At 34.7% G+C, this 21,599-nt stretch carries 17 protein-coding genes; 13 read left to right on the top strand and 4 right to left on the bottom strand.

What is annotated here, in order from left to right; translation table 11 throughout:
- The first annotated feature begins 166 nt into the window (after positions 1–166).
- The 4 genes from trhO to FLAPXU55_RS01235 all read left to right on the top strand — a co-directional run bounded on the left by trhO (position 167) and on the right by FLAPXU55_RS01235 (position 3,916).
- Positions 167–1,525 carry an oxygen-dependent tRNA uridine(34) hydroxylase TrhO gene (gene trhO / locus FLAPXU55_RS01250; protein WP_180856163.1) on the top strand — a complete coding sequence of 453 codons (1,359 nt, stop codon included), beginning with the start codon at positions 167–169 and terminating at the stop codon, positions 1,523–1,525.
- 24 nt (positions 1,526–1,549) lie between these two features.
- The gene (gene tnpA / locus FLAPXU55_RS01245; protein ID WP_180856161.1) at positions 1,550–1,984 is read left to right on the top strand and encodes an IS200/IS605 family transposase; all 435 of its coding nucleotides are present in this window, start codon (positions 1,550–1,552) and stop codon (positions 1,982–1,984) included.
- A gap of 460 nt (positions 1,985–2,444) precedes the next feature.
- Positions 2,445–3,686, top strand: coding sequence for a peptidase U32 family protein (locus FLAPXU55_RS01240; RefSeq protein WP_180856159.1), 1,242 nt, complete (start codon positions 2,445–2,447; stop codon positions 3,684–3,686).
- Positions 3,686–3,916, top strand: a complete 231-nt coding sequence (locus FLAPXU55_RS01235) for a ferredoxin (protein ID WP_042563582.1) — start codon at positions 3,686–3,688, stop codon at positions 3,914–3,916. Before FLAPXU55_RS01240 ends, FLAPXU55_RS01235 begins: the two co-directional genes overlap by 1 nt.
- Positions 3,917–4,022: 106 nt before the next feature.
- Here the strand turns inward: FLAPXU55_RS01235 and FLAPXU55_RS01230 are convergent, their stop codons facing one another.
- Positions 4,023–4,835 (bottom strand): hypothetical protein, encoded by an 813-nt coding sequence (locus FLAPXU55_RS01230; protein WP_180856158.1) that lies wholly within the window; start codon positions 4,833–4,835, stop codon positions 4,023–4,025.
- Positions 4,836–5,175: 340 nt separating this feature from the next.
- Here FLAPXU55_RS01230 and FLAPXU55_RS01225 point away from each other — a divergent pair, with 340 nt between their 5' ends.
- The 7 genes from FLAPXU55_RS01225 (at position 5,176) to FLAPXU55_RS01195 (ending at position 14,856) form a co-directional block, all read left to right on the top strand.
- On the top strand, positions 5,176–6,555 hold the full coding sequence (locus FLAPXU55_RS01225) for a PSP1 domain-containing protein (RefSeq protein ID WP_180856156.1): 1,380 nt from the start codon (positions 5,176–5,178) through the stop codon (positions 6,553–6,555).
- Positions 6,539–7,018, top strand: a complete 480-nt coding sequence (locus FLAPXU55_RS01220; RefSeq protein ID WP_053473118.1) for a gliding motility lipoprotein GldH — start codon at positions 6,539–6,541, stop codon at positions 7,016–7,018. The genes FLAPXU55_RS01225 and FLAPXU55_RS01220 overlap by 17 nt, the downstream gene beginning before the upstream one ends.
- A gap of 10 nt (positions 7,019–7,028) precedes the next feature.
- Positions 7,029–9,335, top strand: a complete 2,307-nt coding sequence (locus FLAPXU55_RS01215; RefSeq protein WP_180856154.1) for a penicillin-binding protein 1A — start codon at positions 7,029–7,031, stop codon at positions 9,333–9,335.
- Positions 9,336–9,759: 424 nt separating this feature from the next.
- Positions 9,760–10,461 carry a CoA transferase subunit A gene (locus FLAPXU55_RS01210; RefSeq protein ID WP_053473116.1) on the top strand — a complete coding sequence of 234 codons (702 nt, stop codon included), beginning with the start codon at positions 9,760–9,762 and terminating at the stop codon, positions 10,459–10,461.
- Between the two features lie 81 nt (positions 10,462–10,542).
- Positions 10,543–11,196: a 3-oxoacid CoA-transferase subunit B gene (locus FLAPXU55_RS01205; protein ID WP_180856152.1), complete on the top strand. Its 654-nt coding sequence runs from the start codon at positions 10,543–10,545 to the stop codon at positions 11,194–11,196.
- Positions 11,197–11,323: 127 nt separating this feature from the next.
- A complete protein-coding gene (locus FLAPXU55_RS01200) occupies positions 11,324–11,764 on the top strand; it encodes a hypothetical protein (RefSeq protein ID WP_180856150.1) in 441 nt (146 codons plus the stop codon).
- Between the two features lie 320 nt (positions 11,765–12,084).
- Entirely contained in the window at positions 12,085–14,856 is a 2,772-nt protein-coding gene (locus tag FLAPXU55_RS01195) for a M4 family metallopeptidase (RefSeq protein WP_180856148.1), read from the top strand.
- 372 nt (positions 14,857–15,228) lie between these two features.
- On the opposite strand, the gene FLAPXU55_RS01190 is transcribed toward FLAPXU55_RS01195, so the two are convergent.
- Positions 15,229–17,883 carry a TonB-dependent receptor gene (locus FLAPXU55_RS01190; protein WP_180856146.1) on the bottom strand — a complete coding sequence of 885 codons (2,655 nt, stop codon included), beginning with the start codon at positions 17,881–17,883 and terminating at the stop codon, positions 15,229–15,231.
- 189 nt (positions 17,884–18,072) lie between these two features.
- Here FLAPXU55_RS01190 and FLAPXU55_RS01185 point away from each other — a divergent pair, with 189 nt between their 5' ends.
- Positions 18,073–18,960, top strand: a complete 888-nt coding sequence (locus FLAPXU55_RS01185; RefSeq protein ID WP_082356455.1) for an SAM hydrolase/SAM-dependent halogenase family protein — start codon at positions 18,073–18,075, stop codon at positions 18,958–18,960.
- A gap of 83 nt (positions 18,961–19,043) precedes the next feature.
- Here the strand turns inward: FLAPXU55_RS01185 and FLAPXU55_RS01180 are convergent, their stop codons facing one another.
- Both FLAPXU55_RS01180 and FLAPXU55_RS01175 read right to left on the bottom strand, forming a co-directional pair.
- Entirely contained in the window at positions 19,044–19,574 is a 531-nt protein-coding gene (locus tag FLAPXU55_RS01180) for a DUF6646 family protein (protein ID WP_053473110.1), read from the bottom strand.
- A 47-nt stretch (positions 19,575–19,621) separates the two neighbouring features.
- Positions 19,622–20,356: a metallophosphoesterase family protein gene (locus FLAPXU55_RS01175; protein WP_053473109.1), complete on the bottom strand. Its 735-nt coding sequence runs from the start codon at positions 20,354–20,356 to the stop codon at positions 19,622–19,624.
- 139 nt (positions 20,357–20,495) lie between these two features.
- On the opposite strand from FLAPXU55_RS01175, the gene dinB reads away from it, so the two are divergent.
- Entirely contained in the window at positions 20,496–21,578 is a 1,083-nt protein-coding gene (dinB, locus tag FLAPXU55_RS01170; protein ID WP_053473108.1) for a DNA polymerase IV, read from the top strand.
- The last annotated feature ends 21 nt before the right edge of the window (positions 21,579–21,599 follow it).

Here is a 21,599-nt window from a genome sequence, read left to right as displayed (position 1 = left end):
CTACATCCAAAAACAAAAAATTAAATGAACTTATATCACTTATACGGTTTAAAACAGGGTTAGTTAATTGTTTTTTGAAATCGAAAAGAAAAACCTACCTTTGCGCCCGAATTCACTCAGAAAATAGAATTCGATTATATATTCTTAACTTAAAACTGTTTATAGCATGCAACTGTACAACACTTTGAGCGCAGAAGAAAGAGCAATCATGATCGATGATGCAGGTAAACAACGTCTTACGTTGTCTTTCTATGCGTATGCCAAAATTGAAGATCCCAAAAAATTTCGTGATGATTTATTTTTAGCTTGGAACGCACTTGATGCTTTAGGCCGAATTTATGTTGCCAATGAAGGAATTAATGCTCAAATGAGTATTCCTGAAGAAAATTTGGAGGCTTTTAGAGCAACTCTTGAAGTTTATGATTTCATGAAAGGCATTCGTTTAAATGAAGCTGTAGAACATGATGACCATTCGTTTTTAAAATTGACTATTAAAGTGCGTCACAAAATCGTTGCCGACGGTTTGAATGATGATACTTTTGATGTAACTAATATAGGCGTTCACTTGAAAGCTAAGGAATTCAACGAGATTCTTGATGATCCAAATACGATTGTGGTTGATTTTAGAAATCACTACGAAAGTGAAGTTGGACATTTTAAAAATGCGATTACTCCAGATGTTGAAACATTTAGAGAGAGTTTACCCATAATTAATGATCAGCTTAAAGATCACAAAGAGGATAAAAATCTGGTAATGTATTGTACTGGAGGAATTCGCTGTGAAAAAGCTAGTGCTTATTTTAAACACCAAGGTTTCAAAAACGTATTTCAGTTAGAAGGCGGAATCATTAATTACGCTAAACAACTTAAAGAAGAAGGTTTAGAAAGCAAATTTATCGGGAAAAACTTTGTATTTGATAATCGTCTTGGTGAAAGAATTACAGATGATATTATTTCACAATGCCACCAATGCGGAAAACCTTGCGACAATCACACAAATTGCGAAAATGACGGTTGTCATTTATTGTTTATTCAATGTGATGATTGTAAAGCTGCAATGGAAAACTGCTGTTCTACAGAATGTTTAGAAATTATTCATATGCCTTTGGTTGATCAGGTTCGTTTAAGAACTGGAAAACAAGTTGGAAACAAAGTGTTTAGAAAAGGTAAATCGGAGAATCTAAAATTCAAACATTCAGGCGAATTGCCAAATACAGCTTTGGCGGCAGCCGAAAAACAAGTTGATATTCGTCAAAAAGTAAAAGTAAAAAAAGTACTTCTTGGAAAAGCAGAGCATTATTATGTAAAAGCACAAGTGGGACAATTTACTATTGAAAACCAAGAGTTAAACAGCGGTGATAAAATCTTAATTTCCGGGCCGACAACTGGTGAACAGGTAATGGTTTTAAATAAATTTATCGTTGATGGCGCAGAAACCCAATCTGCTAAAGTTGGTGATAAGGTTACTTTTGAGGTTCCTTTTCGTATTCGTTTGTCAGATAAGTTGTATAAAATAGTAAATTAGCATAAATTTTATGCTAATTTATTTATGTCACAATCCTATACCAAATTATGGACTCATGCAATTTGGGCAACCAAAAATCGTCAGGAATTAATTGATTTTTCAATTGAGAAAACATTATACGATTTTATTTGGCAAGAGCTGACTGAACTTGGATGTCCCGTTAGAATCATCAATGGAATGCCAGATCATGTGCATGTCTTATTTTTACAAAATCCACAAAAAACTGTTTCAGACATTGTTAAGCAAATTAAAGGAAGTTCTTCTCATTTTATGAATAGAGGAGAATTTATCCTTGAAAAATTTGCTTGGCAAACTGGTTTTGCGGCATTCTCTGTCAGCGAATCCCAGTTAGATGCTGCTTACAATTACATTAAAAATCAAAAGCAACATCATCTTAAGAAAAATGGTCAAGATGAATTTGATGAATTTATAAAATTGCATGGGTTGGGAGATAAATGATTGCTTGACTTAACGATTTGGCTCAACAATGCGTTTCCAGTGGTTGAAACCACGGGCTATATTGAAATAACATGCGCAAAGGAAAAATATAGCCTGCGGTTTCAACCGCAGGAACACAATGAATATCGACAACGAGGAGACATCTTTTAAAGTTGAACTTTCCGTTGTTTTGAAAACGATAAATAATACCACGCTATAATCATTGCCAACGATTTCAATTGTTAACGAGTATAAAATGCGTAACAATGCGTTTCCAGTGGTTGAAACCACGGGCTATATTGAAATAACATACGCAAAGGAAAAATATAGCCTGCGGTTTCAACCGCAGGAACACAATGAATATCGACAACGAGGAGACATCTTCTAAAGTTGAGTTCGGTTATCTTGAAAAAGAATAAAAAATACCCCGCTATAATCATTGCCAATGGTTTCAACCATTAGCAAAAAAAATACAATGAAAATGACACTTACTAACAAAATTGAACTCATGGCTCCCGCAGGGAGCTTTGAGTCACTTCAGGCTGCACTAGATAATGGTGCGGATTCTATTTACTTTGGAGTAGAACAACTCAACATGCGCGCACGTTCAACGGTAAATTTTACTATTGAAGATTTAAAAGAAATAGCGAATCGCTGCGAAGCTAAAAACGTTCGAAGCTATCTTACTTTAAACACAATTATTTACGATCATGATTTATCAGTTGTAAAAACATTATTGAACAAAGCCAAAGAAGCAAACATTACAGCCGTAATTGCATCTGACCAGGCCGTAATCGCCATGGCAAGATCAATAGGAATGGAAGTTCATATTTCAACACAGCTGAATGTAACCAATATCGAAACCATAAAATTTTACAGTTTATTTGCAGATACTATGGTTTTAAGCCGAGAGTTAAGCTTGCGTCAAGTAAGGAACATTACAGCTCAAATCGAAAAAGAACAGATAAAAGGCCCAAACGGAAATTTAGTCGAAATTGAAATTTTTGGTCACGGTGCTTTGTGTATGGCCGTTTCAGGAAAATGTTATTTGAGTCTGCACTCGCATAATTCATCGGCAAATCGTGGAGCATGCAAACAAAACTGCCGAAAAAAATATACTGTTATAGATCAGGAAACCGGTTTTGAAATTGAACTTGATAACGAATACATGATGTCGCCGAAAGATTTATGTACGCTGGATTTCTTAGATCAGGTTATAGATTCGGGAATTCAGGTTTTAAAAATTGAAGGACGCGGACGCGCGCCGGAATATGTGGCAACAGTTATCAAAACGTATCGCGAAGCTATTGATGCGTATTACGAAGGCACTTTTACAAAAGAAAAAATCGCAGTTTGGATGCAGGCTTTAGAAACCGTTTACAATCGCGGATTCTGGTCAGGATATTATCTGGGTCAGGAATTAGGCGAATGGAGCGATATTCCGGGATCTGTAGCAACACAGAAAAAGGTTTATGTTGGAAAAGGAACACATTATTTCCCAAAAGCCAATGTTGGTCAATTTAAAATTGAAGCTTACGATATTAAAATTGGAGATAAAATTTTGGTTACAGGCCCAAGTACAGGCGCTCAGGAAATGATTATCGACGAAATGTTTGTAAACGATCTAGAAGCTGAAAAAGCAAAAAAAGGTGACGATTGTACTTTTAAACTTCCGTTCAGAATCAGAATGTCGGACAAATTATATAAAATTGTTGAGGCATAATGGTTATTGTTACTTTACAAAGAGATAAATGCATTGGCTGTAATTACTGTGTCGAAATGGATCCGGTACATTTTCAGATGTCAAAAAAAGACGGGAAATCGGTTTTGATTCATTCTGTAAATGCAAAAGGCTTTTTTACCTTAAAATCTCCTAATCATACAATTGTAGAAAGCTGTGAATTGGCGGCAAAAGCCTGTCCGGTTAAGATCATTACAGTCAAAGAAACTTAGGAAAATAGTATACAAAAATGAAAACCCATATTTGTAAATAACAAATATGGGTTTTTTAATATTTATTTAAATCCTTATGCTTCTTTAGGATTGCTTGATCTCCAGATTATTCTATTGTTACAGAAGGTTTAATCTGAATATAATCATGTTTGTTTTCGACCTCTTTGTCTAGAAAAATGATATAATTGCTTAAATAGTTCGAGAGATTACGATCTTCTATTATTTGCTTTTCTGCATTATAAAATCGGGTTGAATGTATAAAGTTTTCTAAATCAAGTGATTTTTTAGATTTGAATCTGGGCCTGGTTTGCTCGTCAAATTCTTCAAAGAAAAAAGTCCCATTTTTAGAAGTCCCGCTGTCTTTTAATAAATACCGTTTAGGGTTAACTGCCGGATAAGATTCATAGATGTATTTATTATCTAATTTAAAAAAAAGAGTATCCTTTCTTTTATTCTCAATAATTTTCGAATCTTTCTGTATAGGATAATAAGAGATATATTCTAAACTTTTAGCCTGTATTAGTTGATTGCAATCATCAAAAAAAATCACATATTTATCAGTTAAAGAATCTTTTAATTTCCATTTGTCCACAATTTTATTAGATTTTCCGTCATGATAAAACTTTCTGTTTTCAATATAATCTTTTATGGAGATTATATTTTTGGGTTTAATGTTTTTTGCTGCAACAGAATCACCGCTAAAAAAAACATAACCATCCGTATTTGTCTGTCTAAACTGCATTTTTTCGAACGCCAGTTTCTTGTTGTAATTCTCATTTGATAGTTTTAATTCAATCGAGGGAGATACAGTGTAATACTTATCTACGCTAAAAAACAATGTATCCTTTTTATTATCATTAACTTGGGCTGTCAAACTAATGAAGGGAAGCACTGCGATAAATAATAAATATGTTTTCATGTTTGAATAATCAATCATTATTTTAAATATTGGTTTGCATAATTTTTTGTCTCAACCGTAATACAATTTTGACAAGCGTGCAAAGTTATTTCTAAATTTTTATTGAAGTAAGAATAACGTTTTAAAATTTATAAAATTGTAAGTTAAATATTTCAAAACAAAACAATCAAAGTACTTATACGTAATTCAATTACAATATTTTCGCTTAATAATCAGTTGTTTAGTCTTTTAACACCCCTTTAGAATTAATGTATAAATAGCCAAATAAAAAAAATACTATCTTTACCGATCAAACGTTTATGAACTTAAGCTGCGCTTTAGCGGCACTACATATATAATTATGGCATGTACAAGTTGTTCAACCTCAGATGGTGGCGCACCAAAAGGTTGTAAAAATAATGGGACTTGCGGCACCGATAGCTGCAATAAATTGACGGTTTTTGACTGGCTTTCTAACATGAGTCCGTCTAATGGAGAGGCGATTTTTGATTGTGTTGAGGTTCGTTTTAAAAACGGACGTAAGGAATTCTTTAGAAATTCAGAAAAATTAACTTTAAGTATTGGTGATATTGTAGCAACTGTTGCTTCACCAGGACACGATATAGGAATTGTTACTTTGACAGGCGAATTGGTTAAAATTCAAATGAAGAAAAAAGGAGTAAATCCGGAGAGTAACGAAGTTCCTAAAATTTACAGAAAAGCATCTCAAAAAGACATCGACATTTGGTCTGTAGCGCGTGATCGTGAAGAACCAATGAAAGTTCGCGCCCGTGAATTAGCGATTCAGCATAAACTGGAAATGAAAATATCTGATATTGAATTCCAGGGAGACGGATCAAAAGCAACTTTTTACTACACGGCAAATGACAGAGTCGATTTTAGACTTTTAATTAAAGATTTCGCAAAAGAATTCAGCACCAGAGTTGAGATGAAACAAGTTGGTTTCCGTCAGGAAGCGGCTCGTCTGGGCGGAATTGGTTCTTGCGGAAGAGAACTTTGCTGTTCAACATGGCTTACAGATTTTAGAAGTGTAAATACATCTGCAGCACGTTATCAGCAATTATCACTAAATCCGCAAAAATTAGCCGGACAATGTGGTAAACTAAAATGCTGTTTGAACTATGAGTTAGATACTTATATGGACGCATTAAAGGATTTTCCGGATTACGATACTAAATTAGTAACCGAAAAAGGAGATGCTGTCTGCCAAAAACAAGATATTTTCAAAGGATTAATGTGGTTTGCTTATACTAACAATTTCGCAAACTGGCACGTTTTAAAAATTGATCAGGTAAAAGAAATTATTGCCGAAAATAAACAAAAAAATAAAGTTTCTTCTTTAGAAGATTTTGCAATCGAAGTTACTTCAGAGCCTGAAAAAGACTTTAATAACGCAATGGGTCAGGAAAGTTTAACCCGTTTCGATCAGCCAAAAAGAAAGAAAAAACCAAACCGCAAAAAAAAGCAAAATGCTGAAACGGCAGCTGTTGCGACACCTGAAAAACCAAAACAAGCACATAATCAAAATAATAAACCTGCGGGAGGAAATCCAAACCCTAATCAGCAGCAGAACAAACAAAACAACCCAAATAAACCAAATCATAAGAACAAGCCGAATCCGAATAAAAACAATAATTCGAACAAGCCCGCTTCAAATGAAAATAAACCAGCTGAACCTAGAAAACCTATAATTATCACAAAAAATGAGAATAAAAAATAGCGTGATTCTTCTTTTGGCGGCGGTACTTCTTTTTTCGTGCGATAAAAAAAGAGTATTCGACGAGTACAAATCTGTTGGAAGTGCCTGGCACAAAGACAGTATTGTAACCTTTGACCTGCCAGTTTTAGATTCTACCAAAAAGTACAATTTGTTTGTAAATTTGAGAGATAACAACAATTATCCTTTCAATAATTTATTTTTAATTGTGGCTATTGAAACACCAAGCGGTTTCACAAAAGTGGATACTTTAGAATACCAAATGGCAAATCCGGACGGAACATTGATGGGGAATGGTTTTACTGATATAAAAGAAAGTAAGCTTTTTTACAAAGACAATGTAACGTTTAAAGGAAAATACAAAGTTCATATCAAACAAGCCGTTAGGGAATCAGGTAAAATTCCTGGAGTCGAGGCTTTAGAAGGTATTACAGACGTAGGTTTTAGAATAGAACAAAAAGATTAGAAAAATAGTTATGGCCGCTAAAAAAAACAATCAAACCAATACCGTAAAGGATATTAATTATTACAAAAAGAAATTCTGGCGAATTTTTGCCTATTCACTTTTAGGAGTTCTGGCTTTCTTTTTATTTGCCTCTTGGGGATTATTTGGCTCAATGCCTTCTTTTGAAGACTTAGAAAACCCGGATTCTAATTTGGCTACCGAGATTATTTCTTCAGATGGAGTTGTAATTGGTAAATATTTCAAAACCAACAGATCACAACTTAAATATTCTGATTTACCAAAAAGCTTAGTTGAAGCTTTAGTCGCTACCGAAGATGCTCGTTTCTACGAACATTCCGGAATTGACGGGCGTGGAACTTTAAGAGCTGTTTCTAGTTTAGGAACAAATGGTGGAGCGAGTACATTAACACAACAGCTTGCAAAACAATTATTTCACGGAGAAGGTTCTAAGTTTCTTCCTTTTAGAATTGTACAAAAAATAAAAGAATGGATTATAGCCATTCGTCTGGAAAGACAATATACTAAGAATGAAATCCTTGCCATGTACTGTAACGTATATGATTTCGGAAATTATTCAGTTGGAGTAAGTTCTGCAGCACAGACTTATTTCTCAAAAGATCCAAAAGATTTAACAATGGACGAATCAGCTATTTTAGTTGGAATGTTCAAAAACTCAGGATTATACAATCCGGTTAGAAATCCGGAAGGAGTAAAAAACCGTCGTAATGTTGTGCTTTCGCAGATGGCAAAAGCAAAAATGATTACAGAATCTGAAAAAGAAAGATTACAGGCTTTACCAATCGCTTTGAAATTCAAACTGGAAAGCCACCGTGAAGGAACAGCTACTTATTTTAGAGAATACCTTCGTGATTACATGAAAAAATGGGTAACGGAAAACAAAAAACCAGACGGATCTGATTACGATATTTACAAAGATGGTTTGAAAATTTACACAACCATCGATTCGAGAATGCAGTCATATGCAGAAGAAGCAGTTTCTGAACACATGAAAAATTTACAGCAGCAATTTTTTATTGAAATGAAAACCAATAAAAATGCGCCTTTCGTAAATATTACCCAAGCAGAGACAGACAGAATCATGATGCAGGCCATGAAAAATTCTGATCGTTGGGCTCAAATGAAAGATGCTGATAAAAGTGAAGACGATATCATTGCCTCTTTCAAAGTAAAAACAAGAATGCGTGTATTTACATGGAAAGGCGAGCGTGATACAATCATGACTCCATTAGATTCTATTCGTTATTACAAACACTTCCTGCAATCAGGATTAATGGCAATGGAACCTCAAACAGGTAACATTAAAGCCTGGGTTGGGGGAATCAATTACAAATATTTCCAATACGATCACGTAGGTCAGGGAGCAAGACAAGTAGGTTCTACATTTAAACCTTTCGTTTATGCAACTGCTATCGAAGAATTAAATATGTCTCCTTGCGACTCGATTCTTGATGGACCGTTTATGATTCACAAAGGGCGCCACCACGTAACAGAAGACTGGGAGCCAAGAAACTCTGACAACAGATACCGCGGAATGGTAACCCTAAAACAAGGTTTAGCAAACTCTATCAACACCGTTTCTGCAAAATTAATTGACAGAACTGGTCCGGAAGCCGTTGTAGATTTGACTAGAAAATTAGGTGTAAAAACTGAAATTCCGGTACAACCGTCAATCGCATTAGGAGCTGTAGATATTACAGTTGAAGATATGGTTGCCGCATATAGCACATTTGCCAATCAGGGAGTGTATGTAAAACCTCAGTTTTTAAGCCGAATTGAAAATAAAAGCGGTGAGGTTATTTACGAACCAATTCCGGAATCTCACGACGTTTTAAATAAAGATATCGCTTTTGCAGTAATCAAATTATTAGAAGGTGTAACGGAAACCGGTTCTGGAGCACGTTTACGTACGCAGGGCGGAGGAAGCGGAGATAACCGTTGGACAGGATATCCATACATGTTCAAAAACCCAATTGCTGGTAAAACAGGAACAACACAAAACCAGTCAGATGGTTGGTTTATGGGAATGGTTCCAAACTTAGTAACTGGAGTTTGGGTAGGATGTGAAGATCGCTCGGCACGTTTCAAAAGCTTAACTTACGGACAAGGTGCAACGGCAGCTTTACCAGTTTGGGCTTATTTCATGAAACTTTGTTATAAAGATGAAAACCTTCAAATCTCAAAATCAGAATTTGAGCGTCCGGCAAATCTTTCTATAAAAGTAGATTGTTACCAAAGACCAGCTGTTGTAAAAGACACAACGCAGACAGAACAAAATACAGACGAGTTTGAGTTATAAACTTAAATTCAGTTTACTATAAAAAATATCCTTTTGTACTTTCCAGATGTGAAAGATTACAAAAGGATATTTTTTTTTAAAATATTACTGGTTTTATTTTTAAACCATTAAAAAACATATTGTCAATACTCCGTTAGGAGTTAAATATCGGTAGTAAGCAGTAATGAAGATTTCGCAGGTGTCCCGTAGGGACTACATCTTTTAAAATTTTTGATAAACTTCACGTATAGTTCCTACGGAACAGAAAACACTGCGACCAACAAATTTTCTACCAATATTTAATCTCTACGAGATATATTTCGATGTGTTTATAATTAATTGCAGCTAACATCTATTTTTAAATTTTATTTTTTACGAAATCGTTATAATTCAATCTAAAAATCTTATTTTTATCAAAAATATACGGTAATAAAGACAGTTTGTTATGATAACAAAAAAAGTTAAGAATGTTCAGGATGCTATTGCAGGAATTGAAACCGGAATGACAGTTATGTTTGGCGGGTTTGGTTTGTGCGGAATTCCGGAAAATACGATTGCAGCATTGGTAAACACTCAAATTTCAGATTTAACTTGTATTTCAAACAATGCAGGTGTAGATGATTTTGGTTTAGGACTGCTTTTGCAAAAGAAACAAATCAAAAAAATGATCTCCTCTTATGTAGGCGAAAATGCAGAGTTCGAACGTCAGATGCTTTCGGGAGAATTGGAAGTTGAATTAACACCGCAGGGAACTTTAGCAGAAAGATGCCGCGCGGCTCAAGCCGGAATTCCTGCTTTTTTTACTCCAGCCGGTTACGGAACTGAAGTCGCAGAAGGAAAAGAAGTCCGCGAATTCAACGGTAAAATGCACATTATGGAAGAAGCTTTCAAAGCGGACTTTGCCATTGTAAAAGCATGGAAAGGTGATGAAGCGGGAAATCTAATTTTTAAAGGAACAGCCAGAAACTTTAATGCTTGTATGGCTGGTGCCGGAAAAATCACGATTGCCGAAGTTGAAGAACTTGTTCCCGTTGGAACTTTAGATCCAAATCAAATTCACATTCCGGGAATTATGGTACAGCGTATCTTTCAGGGAGAAAAATTTGAAAAGAGAATCGAGCAGCGCACCGTAAGACAGAGAGCGTAATTAGATAATGAGATAATTTGTCGATTAGATAATTATAAACATTATCTAATTATCAAATTTTCTAATTAACACATTCAAGACATGTTAACAAAAGAAGATATAGCGAAGAGAATCGCAAAAGAAGTTAAAGACCGATATTTTGTAAACCTTGGAATTGGAATTCCAACTTTGGTTGCCAATTATGTCAGAGAAGATATTGCTGTTGAATTTCAAAGCGAAAACGGAGTTTTGGGAATGGGACCTTTTCCTTTTGCAGGAGAAGAAGACGCTGATATTATCAATGCAGGAAAACAAACCATTACAACATTGCCCGGAGCAAGTTTCTTTGATTCGGCTTTTAGTTTTGGAATGATCCGAAGCCAAAAAGTAGATTTAACTATTTTAGGAGCAATGGAAGTTTCTGAAAACGGAGATATCGCCAACTGGAAGATTCCGGGAAAAATGGTAAAAGGAATGGGAGGTGCAATGGATTTAGTGGCTTCTGCCGAAAATATAATTGTAGCGATGATGCACGTGAACAAAGCAGGAGAATCTAAAATCTTAAAAAAATGTACTTTGCCGTTAACTGGCGTAGGATGCGTTAAAAAGATTGTAACCGAACTTGCAGTTCTCGAAGTAACGGAAAAGGGTTTTAAGCTCTTAGAACGAGCGCCAGGTATTTCAGTTGAGCACATTGTTGCTTCAACCGAAGCAGATTTGATAATTGAAGGTGAAATTCCAGAAATGGACATCTGATTTTAATCTTCCAATTAATTTATATAAAAGAGAATCTTCAACCATGAAGATTCTCTTTTTTTATAATTTTAGAGCAAACAAGAAGTAATCTTTTATTTAGATTTGTGGTGAACTAAAAAACACACATTTGGAAAAGTTTGAGATAGATATTAAATGGGGAAGCTATTTTTTTATAGCAAATATGACCATTTCGATTATAATAGTGTTGTTAATGTTTTTAATTAATAGTTACAGCCTAATATATTTATATGATTTTCTTATACCTGTTTTCATAATTCAGCTGATTTATTTTACTGTTAAAGCTATCATAGAAAACAATAAATATGATTTAAATAAAGGTTTTCGAAAGATTTTTGTATTTGTTAGACTTTTGGTTTTCTATTACTTATTGGCTATGTTTCCAAGTTCAACAACAAATGACACGAATAGTTCAATTTTCTTCTTATTTCTTCCTTATAGAAAAAAGGATATTTCAGAATTAGTTGAAGATGATTCAAATAGAGATGATGAAATTACATTGAAAGAGTTTATGGTTAGATTAAAAAGAAGTTTTCCAGAACATAATTAATTTGTGCATATAAAGAATAAAAAAACCGCCTTTTGAGCGGTTTTTTTATTTCTATTTTGATCTATTTAAAGTATTTTGTCTGTATTTCAGTACATTAAAAATAATTGATATATTAATTTTCGGACAATTTAGCTGCTGAATTCTTATACTTTGTTATATAAAAGTTAAATTTATGTAAAAAATGTTGCATTTTATCGATTAACGGCAAATTTCATCGATTATCTAACAAAATTAAAATACTTTTATCTCAAATTTAAGTATTTACTTACTTTAATTGATTTCAAAAATTATTTTTAACCAAACTAAAACCCCCACTTATTATGAAAAAAAAATTACCAAAGATTATTGTGACCGCAATTGTTCTTAGTTTTTCTTTTTCTGCCTTTGCACAAGTCCAAAAAGACGACAAACGTGTAGAGGAGAAAAGCGTTTCAGAAAACGGACAGCCCAACTTAATTAAGTTTAATGAACTTTCAAGTTATAAGAGTTCAGAATCACAAAAGGTTTTTAAAGAACAATTAGGTTTAAAAGATTCTCAATCCTTCACAAAAATTAAAACAGAATCGGATAAACAAGGTTACACACATGAAAAATTTCAATTGTATGAACAAGGAATTAAAGTAGAATTTGCCAATTATACTTTACATTCAAAAGATGGAAAATTAGTTTCGATGAACGGTGAATTTTATAACATCGAAAACGTGAAACTAGCTCCGTCACTTTCTGCACAAGATGCATTTAATAAAGCACTGGGTTATACCCGCGCAACCGAATACCTTTGGGACAAACCACAAGATGCCCGCGAGCTGGGTTATGAAAAACCAAAAGGAGAATTGGTTCTGCTTCCAGACATGGAACAGCAAGGTCAAAAAAGAGGAAGCGACAAAGTTCGTTTAGCTTATAAATTTGACATTTATGCGACAAAACCATTAAGCCGCGGTGATCTTTACATTGATGCCGAAACGGGAAAAGCATTGTTTTATAATGCTACTATAAAACACTTGAACGATAATGTTCATGGAAGTAAAACTTCAGATGTAGCTAAAAAGAATGAAACAGCTTCAAAAATGGCATTCGTTGCAGCAAATGCAGCAACACGTTACAGCGGAACGCAGACCATTCAGACTACATTAAGCGGATCATCTTATATCTTATCAGATACATCTCGTGGTTTAGGAATTCAAACTTATAATTCTGCAAGAACGGCAACTTATCCAACAACAAATTTTTCTGATGCAGATAATAACTGGATAGAATATAACAACACCAACAAAGACAATGGAGCACTTGATGCACATTGGGGAGCTGAAATGACGTACGATTATTGGTCAGCTGTTCATGGAAGAAATAGTTTTGACAATGCTGGTGCAAAAATTAAAAGTTATGTGCATTACAACTTAATTGCTGCTGGATATTCAAGCAATAATAATGCTTTCTGGAACGGAAGTGTTATGACTTACGGAGATGGAAGCGGTACCGGAGGATTTGATATTTTAACTTCACTTGACGTTGCAGGTCATGAAATTGGTCACGCGGTATGTACTTACACAGCAAACTTAGCATACCAAAAAGAGTCTGGAGCTATGAACGAAGCTTTCTCTGATATTTGGGCAGCTTGTATTGAATACCATTCAGCGCCAACAAAATCAATTTGGTTAGTTGGAGAAGATATTGAAAGAAGAAGCGGACACGTTGCTTTACGTTCTATGAGTGATCCAAATGCTGAAGGACAGCCGGATACTTATGGAGGAACATATTGGGTAAACGTAAACTGTACACCAACAAACAATAACGACCAATGTGGAGTACACACAAATTCTGGTGTTTTAAATCATTGGTTTTATATTCTATCAGTAGGTAAATCAGGAACAAATGATCTTGGAAACGCTTACAATGTAACAGGAATCACTCTTGATAAAGCAGAAAAAATTGCTTTTCGTTTAGAAGATTTCTATTTGGGAGCAAACTCAACTTATGCTAACGCAAGAACTTACGGAATACAATCGGCTATTGATTTATACGGAGCAGGTTCTGCAGAAGTTATTGCAACAACAAATGCGTTTTACGCAGTAGGAGTTGGTGCCGCATATTCTGGAGGAGGTTCTGATACAATTGCACCATCTGCACCAACTAGTTTAGCTGCTTCTGGAACAACAGGAACTACTACAAACTTAACTTGGACAGCTTCTACAGACAATGTTGCCGTTACCGGATATGATATTTACCAGGGAACAACGTTAAAAGGTTCTTCAACTACAACTTCATACACAGTAACTGGATTAACACCTTCAACAGCTTATACTTTCAGCGTAAAAGCTAAAGATGCTGCCGGAAATATTTCTGCTGCAAGTAATACAGTAAACGTAACAACTACAACAACTTCTGTATCATATTGCTCATCTCAAGGAAATGACGCAACTGATGAAAGAATTGGTAAAGTTGTTTTTGGAACGATTAATAATACTTCTACAGCAACAACAGGTTACGAAAACTTTACTGCTATTTCTACAAATGCAGCTAGAGGAAGTGCCTATACTATAACAATTACACCAACATGGACATCGACAGTTTATAATGAAGGATACGGAGTATTCATCGATTATAACCAAGATGGAGATTTTTCTGATTCTGGAGAAACAGTGTGGACAAAAACAGCATCAAAAACAACTCCGGTAACAGCAACAATTACAATTCCGGCTACAGCAGCTTTAGGAACAACAAGATTAAGAGTTTCTTTGAAATACAACGGAGTTCCAACTGCTTGTGAAAGTTTCTCATACGGACAAGTTGAAGATTATTCTATAAACATTACAGCTTCTGGAACAGTTGCAGAAGAAATCACAGCAGGATTAATTGAAACTACTGCACCAGCTGGTTTTGCAGTATATCCAAATCCGGTTGAAAGCGAATTAAACGTTTCAATTTCAGAAGAAAATGGATATTCATATAAAATCTTAAATACATTAGGACAGCAGCTTGGTTCAGGACAAGTGGCAGGCGCAATTGATGTAAGTAAATTAAGCACAGGAATTTATCTTATCGAATTAAATAATGGTGATAAGAAAATCGTGAAGAAATTTGCTAAAAAATAAAAACCCGAATTAGTAGATAAGAGGCCTCGCAATTTGCGGGGCTTTTTTCTGGGGTCTTTTAACGCAAAGAGCGCAAAGGTTTTTTTTAAGCTTTATGAAAGAATCTCGCAAAGTCGCAGAGTCGCAAAGTTTATTGTTTAGATTCAATAGCGTCCAGACTTTAGCTGGATGGCAAAATAAGGAAAGGGAAAAGGCTTTAGCCAAACATAATCGTTTGGCTAAAGCCTTTTTTATGTATAAATCTTTTACTTCCTCCAGCTTTAGCTGGAGGCAATTAAAAAAACCTTTGCGACTCTGCGACTTTGCGAGATTAAAAAATCCCCGCGAATTTTGCGAAAAACCTTAGCGCTCTTTGCGTTAAAATCCTAAAACCTACAAACTAAAACTCATTCTTCCGAAGTAATAAGCCCCAGTAGTTCCCATTTGAACCGGTGCATATTTAAACACTCCGAAATAACTGTTCTCATAGATTTGTTTATCCGGGAAAACATCAAATAAGTTATTAGCACCCAAAGCAAATTGAAGTTTTGGCGTTATTTTATAAGCAATTGTCAAATCAGTAACTACTTTTCCATTATGTCTTTGGATTCCGCCGAAAGGAAAACCATCACGAACAACCTCACCAAAATAAGTATTTCTCAATAAAAAGTTCCATTTGGCGATATTATAATTTACAGCAAAAGTTCCTTTGTGTTTTGGTGTATTCGATTCAATCAAACTTCTTTCCTGCGGTCCGTAATACACATCTTCCTGACCAATGAATATCGACGGAATATTGTTTAATTGATTATCAACCTGGTTGTTGTTGTAATTGTATAATAACGAAAGATTCAGTTTACCGCGTCCGGCATTCAAATCATAATCGATAACGACATCAAGACCATTTGTAGTAGTATTAATTGCATTTGTAAAGAAACGGCCTGTTTGCGCACCATATTGAGCAAACAAATTACGAAGTTCCGGAACAGGTTCTCCATAAGCATCATTTCCTAAATTCCCGGTTAAGATGATTCGGTTATCAATTCTAATATGGTAATAATCAGCTGTAATATGCAATTGTTTTGTTGGAGAAAAAACAACCCCAAAACTATAGTTTCTTGAAGTTTCTTCTTTCAATTTCGGAATTCCAAGTTGTTTCGCAACTTCACTGTCGTTTCTAAAAATACCCGAATTCAAAAGTTCCCCGTCAACAACATCTGTTGCGATATTATTAAAATATTGCTGATGCAGAGAAGGCGCTCTAAAACCTGAACTTATGGCTCCACGAACAAAAAGATTATCCAGAATTTTATATCTCAAAGATAATTTTCCATTAATCGTATTTCCAAAATCGGTATAATCTTCATAACGGCCGGCAATTCCAACTAAAAATTTATCCGTAATATCCGCTTCAACATCAGCATAAACGCCTACACTGTTTCTGTCTTCGTTCACTTCATTCAAAGGAGAAAATCCAGGAAAAGATTGTGCGCCGCCGTTCATATAAGAAGCTTCTTCGCCGGGAACAATTTTGTATTTCTCATATCGGTATTCAGCACCAAAAGCAACATTCAATCCGCTGAAAATATCTTTATACAATCTCGAAATATCTGCATTTACCGTATTTTGAAGAAAAGAATGATTTCCCGCTTTAAATTCTGTCGGACTTGCATCGCCTAAAGAAAAGTTATTGGTATTTGAAACATCATAAACAAATTTGTTTTCACCAATAGTATTGCTCAAATCCAGTTTCCATTCACCAAATTTAAATTTAAAACCAAAAGAAGACGAAAGATCCGTAACAACCGAATTCAATTCAGGCTGAAAACCAAAAGGAAAAATAGAAGCCACAACACTTTCGGTTTCACTTGGTAAACGTCTGAATCCGTAGCCCGTTCCTTTTCTGTGGCTTACACCTCCTGAAGCATAAAATTCGATTTGATCGTTTAACGGAATTGAAGCATTAAAGAAACCCTGAATATTCTGGATTTTTGCATCACCAATTTGAAAATTGAAATCATCACGTTTCAAACCGTTTTGAGCTAATAAATTATCATCAATTTGGCGAGATTGAGCCGGATCATCTGCATATTCATAAGCAAAGAAGTTTCCTTGTGCCGATTGATCAAAAATAATAAGATTATGATTTTGAGAACGATTCGTTTTTTGACGGTCATTAAATTCACCAGTAAAGTTGATAAAACCGCCTTTGTTTCCAATTTTAGTTCCGTAATTCAGGTTTAAATTGGTAGTTTGTCCGTCATCTCTCGATGTTGAGCCATAAGTAGCATTTGCTTCTAAACCTGCATTATCTTTCAAAACCAAATTTATAACCCCCGCAATAGCATCAGATCCATATTGTGCCGCAGCTCCATCACGCAAAACCTCAATTCGTTTAATTGCCGAAGCAGGAATCGCACTCAAATCTGTACCAACAGAACCGTTTCCAACCGTATTTTGATAATTTACCAAAGAAGTTGTATGTCTTCTTTTTCCATTAATTAAGACCAAAACCTGATCAGGGCCCAAACCTCTTAAAGAAGCAGGATCAATATGTTCCGTTCCATCGGCAGATGATTGTCTGTTTGAATTAAATGACGGAATCAAATAAGTCAAGATATCATTTGTTGTAGTCTGCGGTGTTGTATTTCTAATTTTTGCCAAATTCACAACGTCAACAGGAACCGCTGTTTCCAATTTGCTTTTCTTAGGGTTTCTGCTTCCAACAACCACAATTTCATCTAAACTATTATTTTCTAAAACCAGCTGAATATCTACAAAATGATCTTTTGCTACAATTTCTCTGGTTTGATAGCCAAATAGCGATATAATAAGTGTTGGGTTATTTACTGCAGATGATATTTTGAATTTTCCCAGCGCATCGCTTGTCGTACTTGTTTTAGAACCTTTTACAAGAATCGTAGCAAATTCTAAAGGAATTCCCGTTTCAGTTGTAATGGTTCCGCTGATTTCGTGATTTTGGGCAAAAAACAAACTGCTCGATAAAGTGAGAATGAGTGTTATAATAAGTTTTAGTTTTTTTCTCATAATAAATGGTTTTGAAATAAAAGAAAGGCAAAAAATAAATTACCTATTACTTATATAGGATAAAGAATAAAATGCAAATGTAATTGTAAAAAACTAAAATCAATTTATATAATCTTGTTTTTTATAAGATATGCATGTCAATTTTTGGTTTTAATGAAATATCTTTGCATAAATTTAAAAAGAGAAAAAATGAAATTAAGAGTATTACTTTTTTTGCTTGCTATTACATTTAATGGTTTTTCGCAAAACAATGTATTGGTTTTTCAATCAGATTTTGGTTTGAAAGATGGAGCAGTTTCTGCCATGAAAGGTGTTGCAATGGGTGTTTCAACCGATTTGAAAATATTTGACTTAACGCATGAAATTCCGGCTTTTAATATTTGGGAAGCAGCATATCGTTTGTCACAAACGGCTCAATATTATCCAACGGGAACTGTTTTTGTTTCAGTTTGTGATCCGGGAGTTGGTACAGCAAGACATTCAGTAGTTTTATTGACAAAATCAGGACATTATTTTGTAACTCCGGATAACGGAACTTTGACTTTAATTGCAGAACAATTAGGGATTCAGGAAGTTCGTGAAATTGATGAGGTAAAAAACCGTCGTCAAAACTCAAATGAATCATATACCTTTCACGGACGTGATGTATATGCTTTTACCGGAGCGCGTTTAGCATCAAAAACAATTACTTTTGAAGAAGTTGGACCAAAATTGCCAAGCGAAGTAGTTAAAATTGATTACCAAAAACCAGTATTTGAAAACGGTGTTATAAAAGGCGGAATTCCAATTCTTGATATTCAATACGGAAACGTTTGGACAAATATTGATAAAAAGACTTTTGCTAATCTTGGTTTGAAAGCGGGGGATTTCGTTAAAATCCAGATTTTCAACGGAACTAAAAAAGCTTACGAAGGAAAACTAAAACTGGTAAATACTTTTGGAGAAGTTCCGGTAGGAACAGACGTTACGTATTTTAACAGCCTTTTGAATTTTTCATTGGCCGTAAATCAAGGCAGTTTCTCAGCAAAACATAAAATTTACAGCGGAGCAGACTGGACTATTTTACTTAGCAAATAAGCTCAAGCTATCTTAATACAAAAAAGAAAAACCGCTCAATTGAGCGGTTTTTTTATAACTATTGCAATCTTGTTAGGTAAAACTTAGTTCAAATTGAAAGAAGCTCCTAAACTAAAAGTAACCTGATTGTTTAAATGATCGAATACGTCATTATTACTTCCGTATTTTGCAATTGGAAAAGCAAGTTCTGAAAACACACCAAATCCGTCAGTAAAGAAATAACGTCCGCCAATGTGCCCGCCAAAATTATGTAAACCTAAATTTAAACCAGGATAAACATCTAATTGTTCAACACCAATAACGCTGCTTAAATTAGCATTAATTCTTGCTTTTGCATCAAAACGATCTTTAAACTCTGGTTTGTGATCAGTGTAGTAAGTTGGGCCTCCGTGGTAGAAACCATTATAATTATCTACACCAAGTAAATAACTTGAAACAAATCCGAAAGAGAAATTTTCTCCTAAACCAAAATCAATAGATCCCTGAATTCCTGAACCTCCATCTTGTAGATTAGCACCTACGTTTACTCTCATGTCACCTTTTCCAGTAAAAGCTTTCTGTGCATGAATAAATCCGAATGATACCAAAAACAATAATGTGATAACTTTTTTCATAACTTAAATATTAATTATTTTGCTGTGCAAATTTAAATTTTTATATATCAATTCCTACCTTTTTCGTTAGAATACAATTCATTTAACGGTTCGCTTTGCCAGAACTCCTTGGTATCCACATTCATAATCGTTAAAGGACCTTTAAAAGCAGCGCCTGTATCTACATTCCAAACGCATGCTTTATTTATGGGCACCGTTTCTCCAATTCTGGTAACAGGAGTGTGGCCAATATAAATTTCTTTATAAACCGTAAAACGTTTCGGATAATATAAATCATCAGGTTTTAAATTTGGGTCTAAAGCCAAAGCCGATTCCCAAAGTGTTCTGTCCCAATAAAATAATTTTGGAAAGTATTCCCAGACAACGCCATTTAAATTCGTAAATCCGGCATGAACAAAAAGACGGTTTTCATCATCCAGATAATAATCTTTCAGCGATTCAAAAAAAGCGATATGTTCCTTTTTTCGTTCCGGTGAAATTTTAGAATATCCTTCAACAGTAGCTTTTCCGCCATGTTTATACCACATTTCTTCATCCAGATCTTCATGTCTGTTCTCCAGCCAGTCAAGAGCCAGCTGATCATGATTTCCCCTAATGAAAATACAGTTTTGCGTTTTTTTAAATTCTATAAGAAAGTCGATAACTTCTGCCGACTGGCTCCAGCCGTCAACATAATCACCTAAAAATATAAGAGTATCTTGTGTAGTAACTTCGGCTCTTTTCAACACTTGCTCAAGTGCGAGTAATCCTCCGTGTATGTCGCCTATAACAAATGTTCGCATTGTTTAATATTTCGAGTAAACTACAAAAATAATTAAAATGATTCGTTTGGAATCATTTAGTTGTTAATCTTTAAAAATTGATACTATTTATAACTATAGTACCGTTCTTTTTATTGCTTTTACTGTTTAAATTTGCATAATGTCAGATGTGCCAACATATCGAAAAATCATCCATATTGATATGGATGCTTTTTATGCTTCGGTAGAGCAAATGGATAATCCTGCTTTACGCGGAAAACCTGTTGCTGTTGGCGGTTCAGAAAATAGAGGAGTAGTTTCGGCCGCAAGTTATGAAGCCAGAAAATTTGGTGTTCGCAGTGCAATAAGCGGCGTTTTGGCAAAAAAATATTGTCCCGAAATTATTTTTGTCCGACCAAGATTTGACCGTTATAAAGAGATTTCTTCTAAAATCCATAAAATCTTCCACGAATACACAGATTTAGTTGAACCGCTTTCACTGGATGAAGCTTATCTAGATGTAACTCAAAATAAAAAAGGAAATCCAAGTGCCAGTTTATTAGCAAAAGAAATCAGACTCCGAATTTTAAATGAAGTTGGACTTACGGCTTCGGCAGGAATTTCTGTAAATAAGTTTGTGGCCAAAATTGCCAGCGATGTCAATAAACCAAACGGACAGAAAACGGTAAATCCAGATGAAATTATACCTTTTTTAGAAGAATTGCCTATTCGAAAGTTCTATGGAGTTGGAAAAGTTACAACCGAAAAAATGTATCAGCTCGGAATTTTTACCGGACTGGATCTTAAAGGTAAATCGCTGGAATTTTTGGAGAAACACTTCGGGAAATCAGGCACTTTTTATTATAAAGTAGTTCGGGGAATTCACAATAGCGAAGTAAAACCATTTCGGGTTACAAAATCTGTCGCTGCAGAACATACTTTTGACGTCAATTTATCTTCAGAAATCTTTATGCTCGAACAATTGGAAAGAATTGCGGTTTCATTAGAAAAAAGATTAAAAAAACACAATATTTCTGGTAAAACAGTTACGCTTAAAATCAAATACAGCGACTTTACCCAGCAGACAAGAAGTAAAACGCTGCCTTATTTTATTTCAGATAAAAGTTTGATTATGGAGATTGTGGAAGAATTGCTGTATCAGGAAAAAATGAAAGATTCTGTTCGTTTGCTCGGAATTTCACTCAACAATTTGAATAACGAAGAAAAAAAAGCCGTTGTAGTACAACTAAAGTTTGCATTTTAGATTTGGTAAAGTTTTAGTAAA

Source organism: Flavobacterium panici (assembly GCF_903819335.1).
GTDB lineage: Bacteria > Bacteroidota > Bacteroidia > Flavobacteriales > Flavobacteriaceae > Flavobacterium > Flavobacterium panici.
The sequence above is the reverse complement of the archived record's forward strand: the minus strand, read 5'-3'. Positions and strand labels throughout refer to the sequence as shown.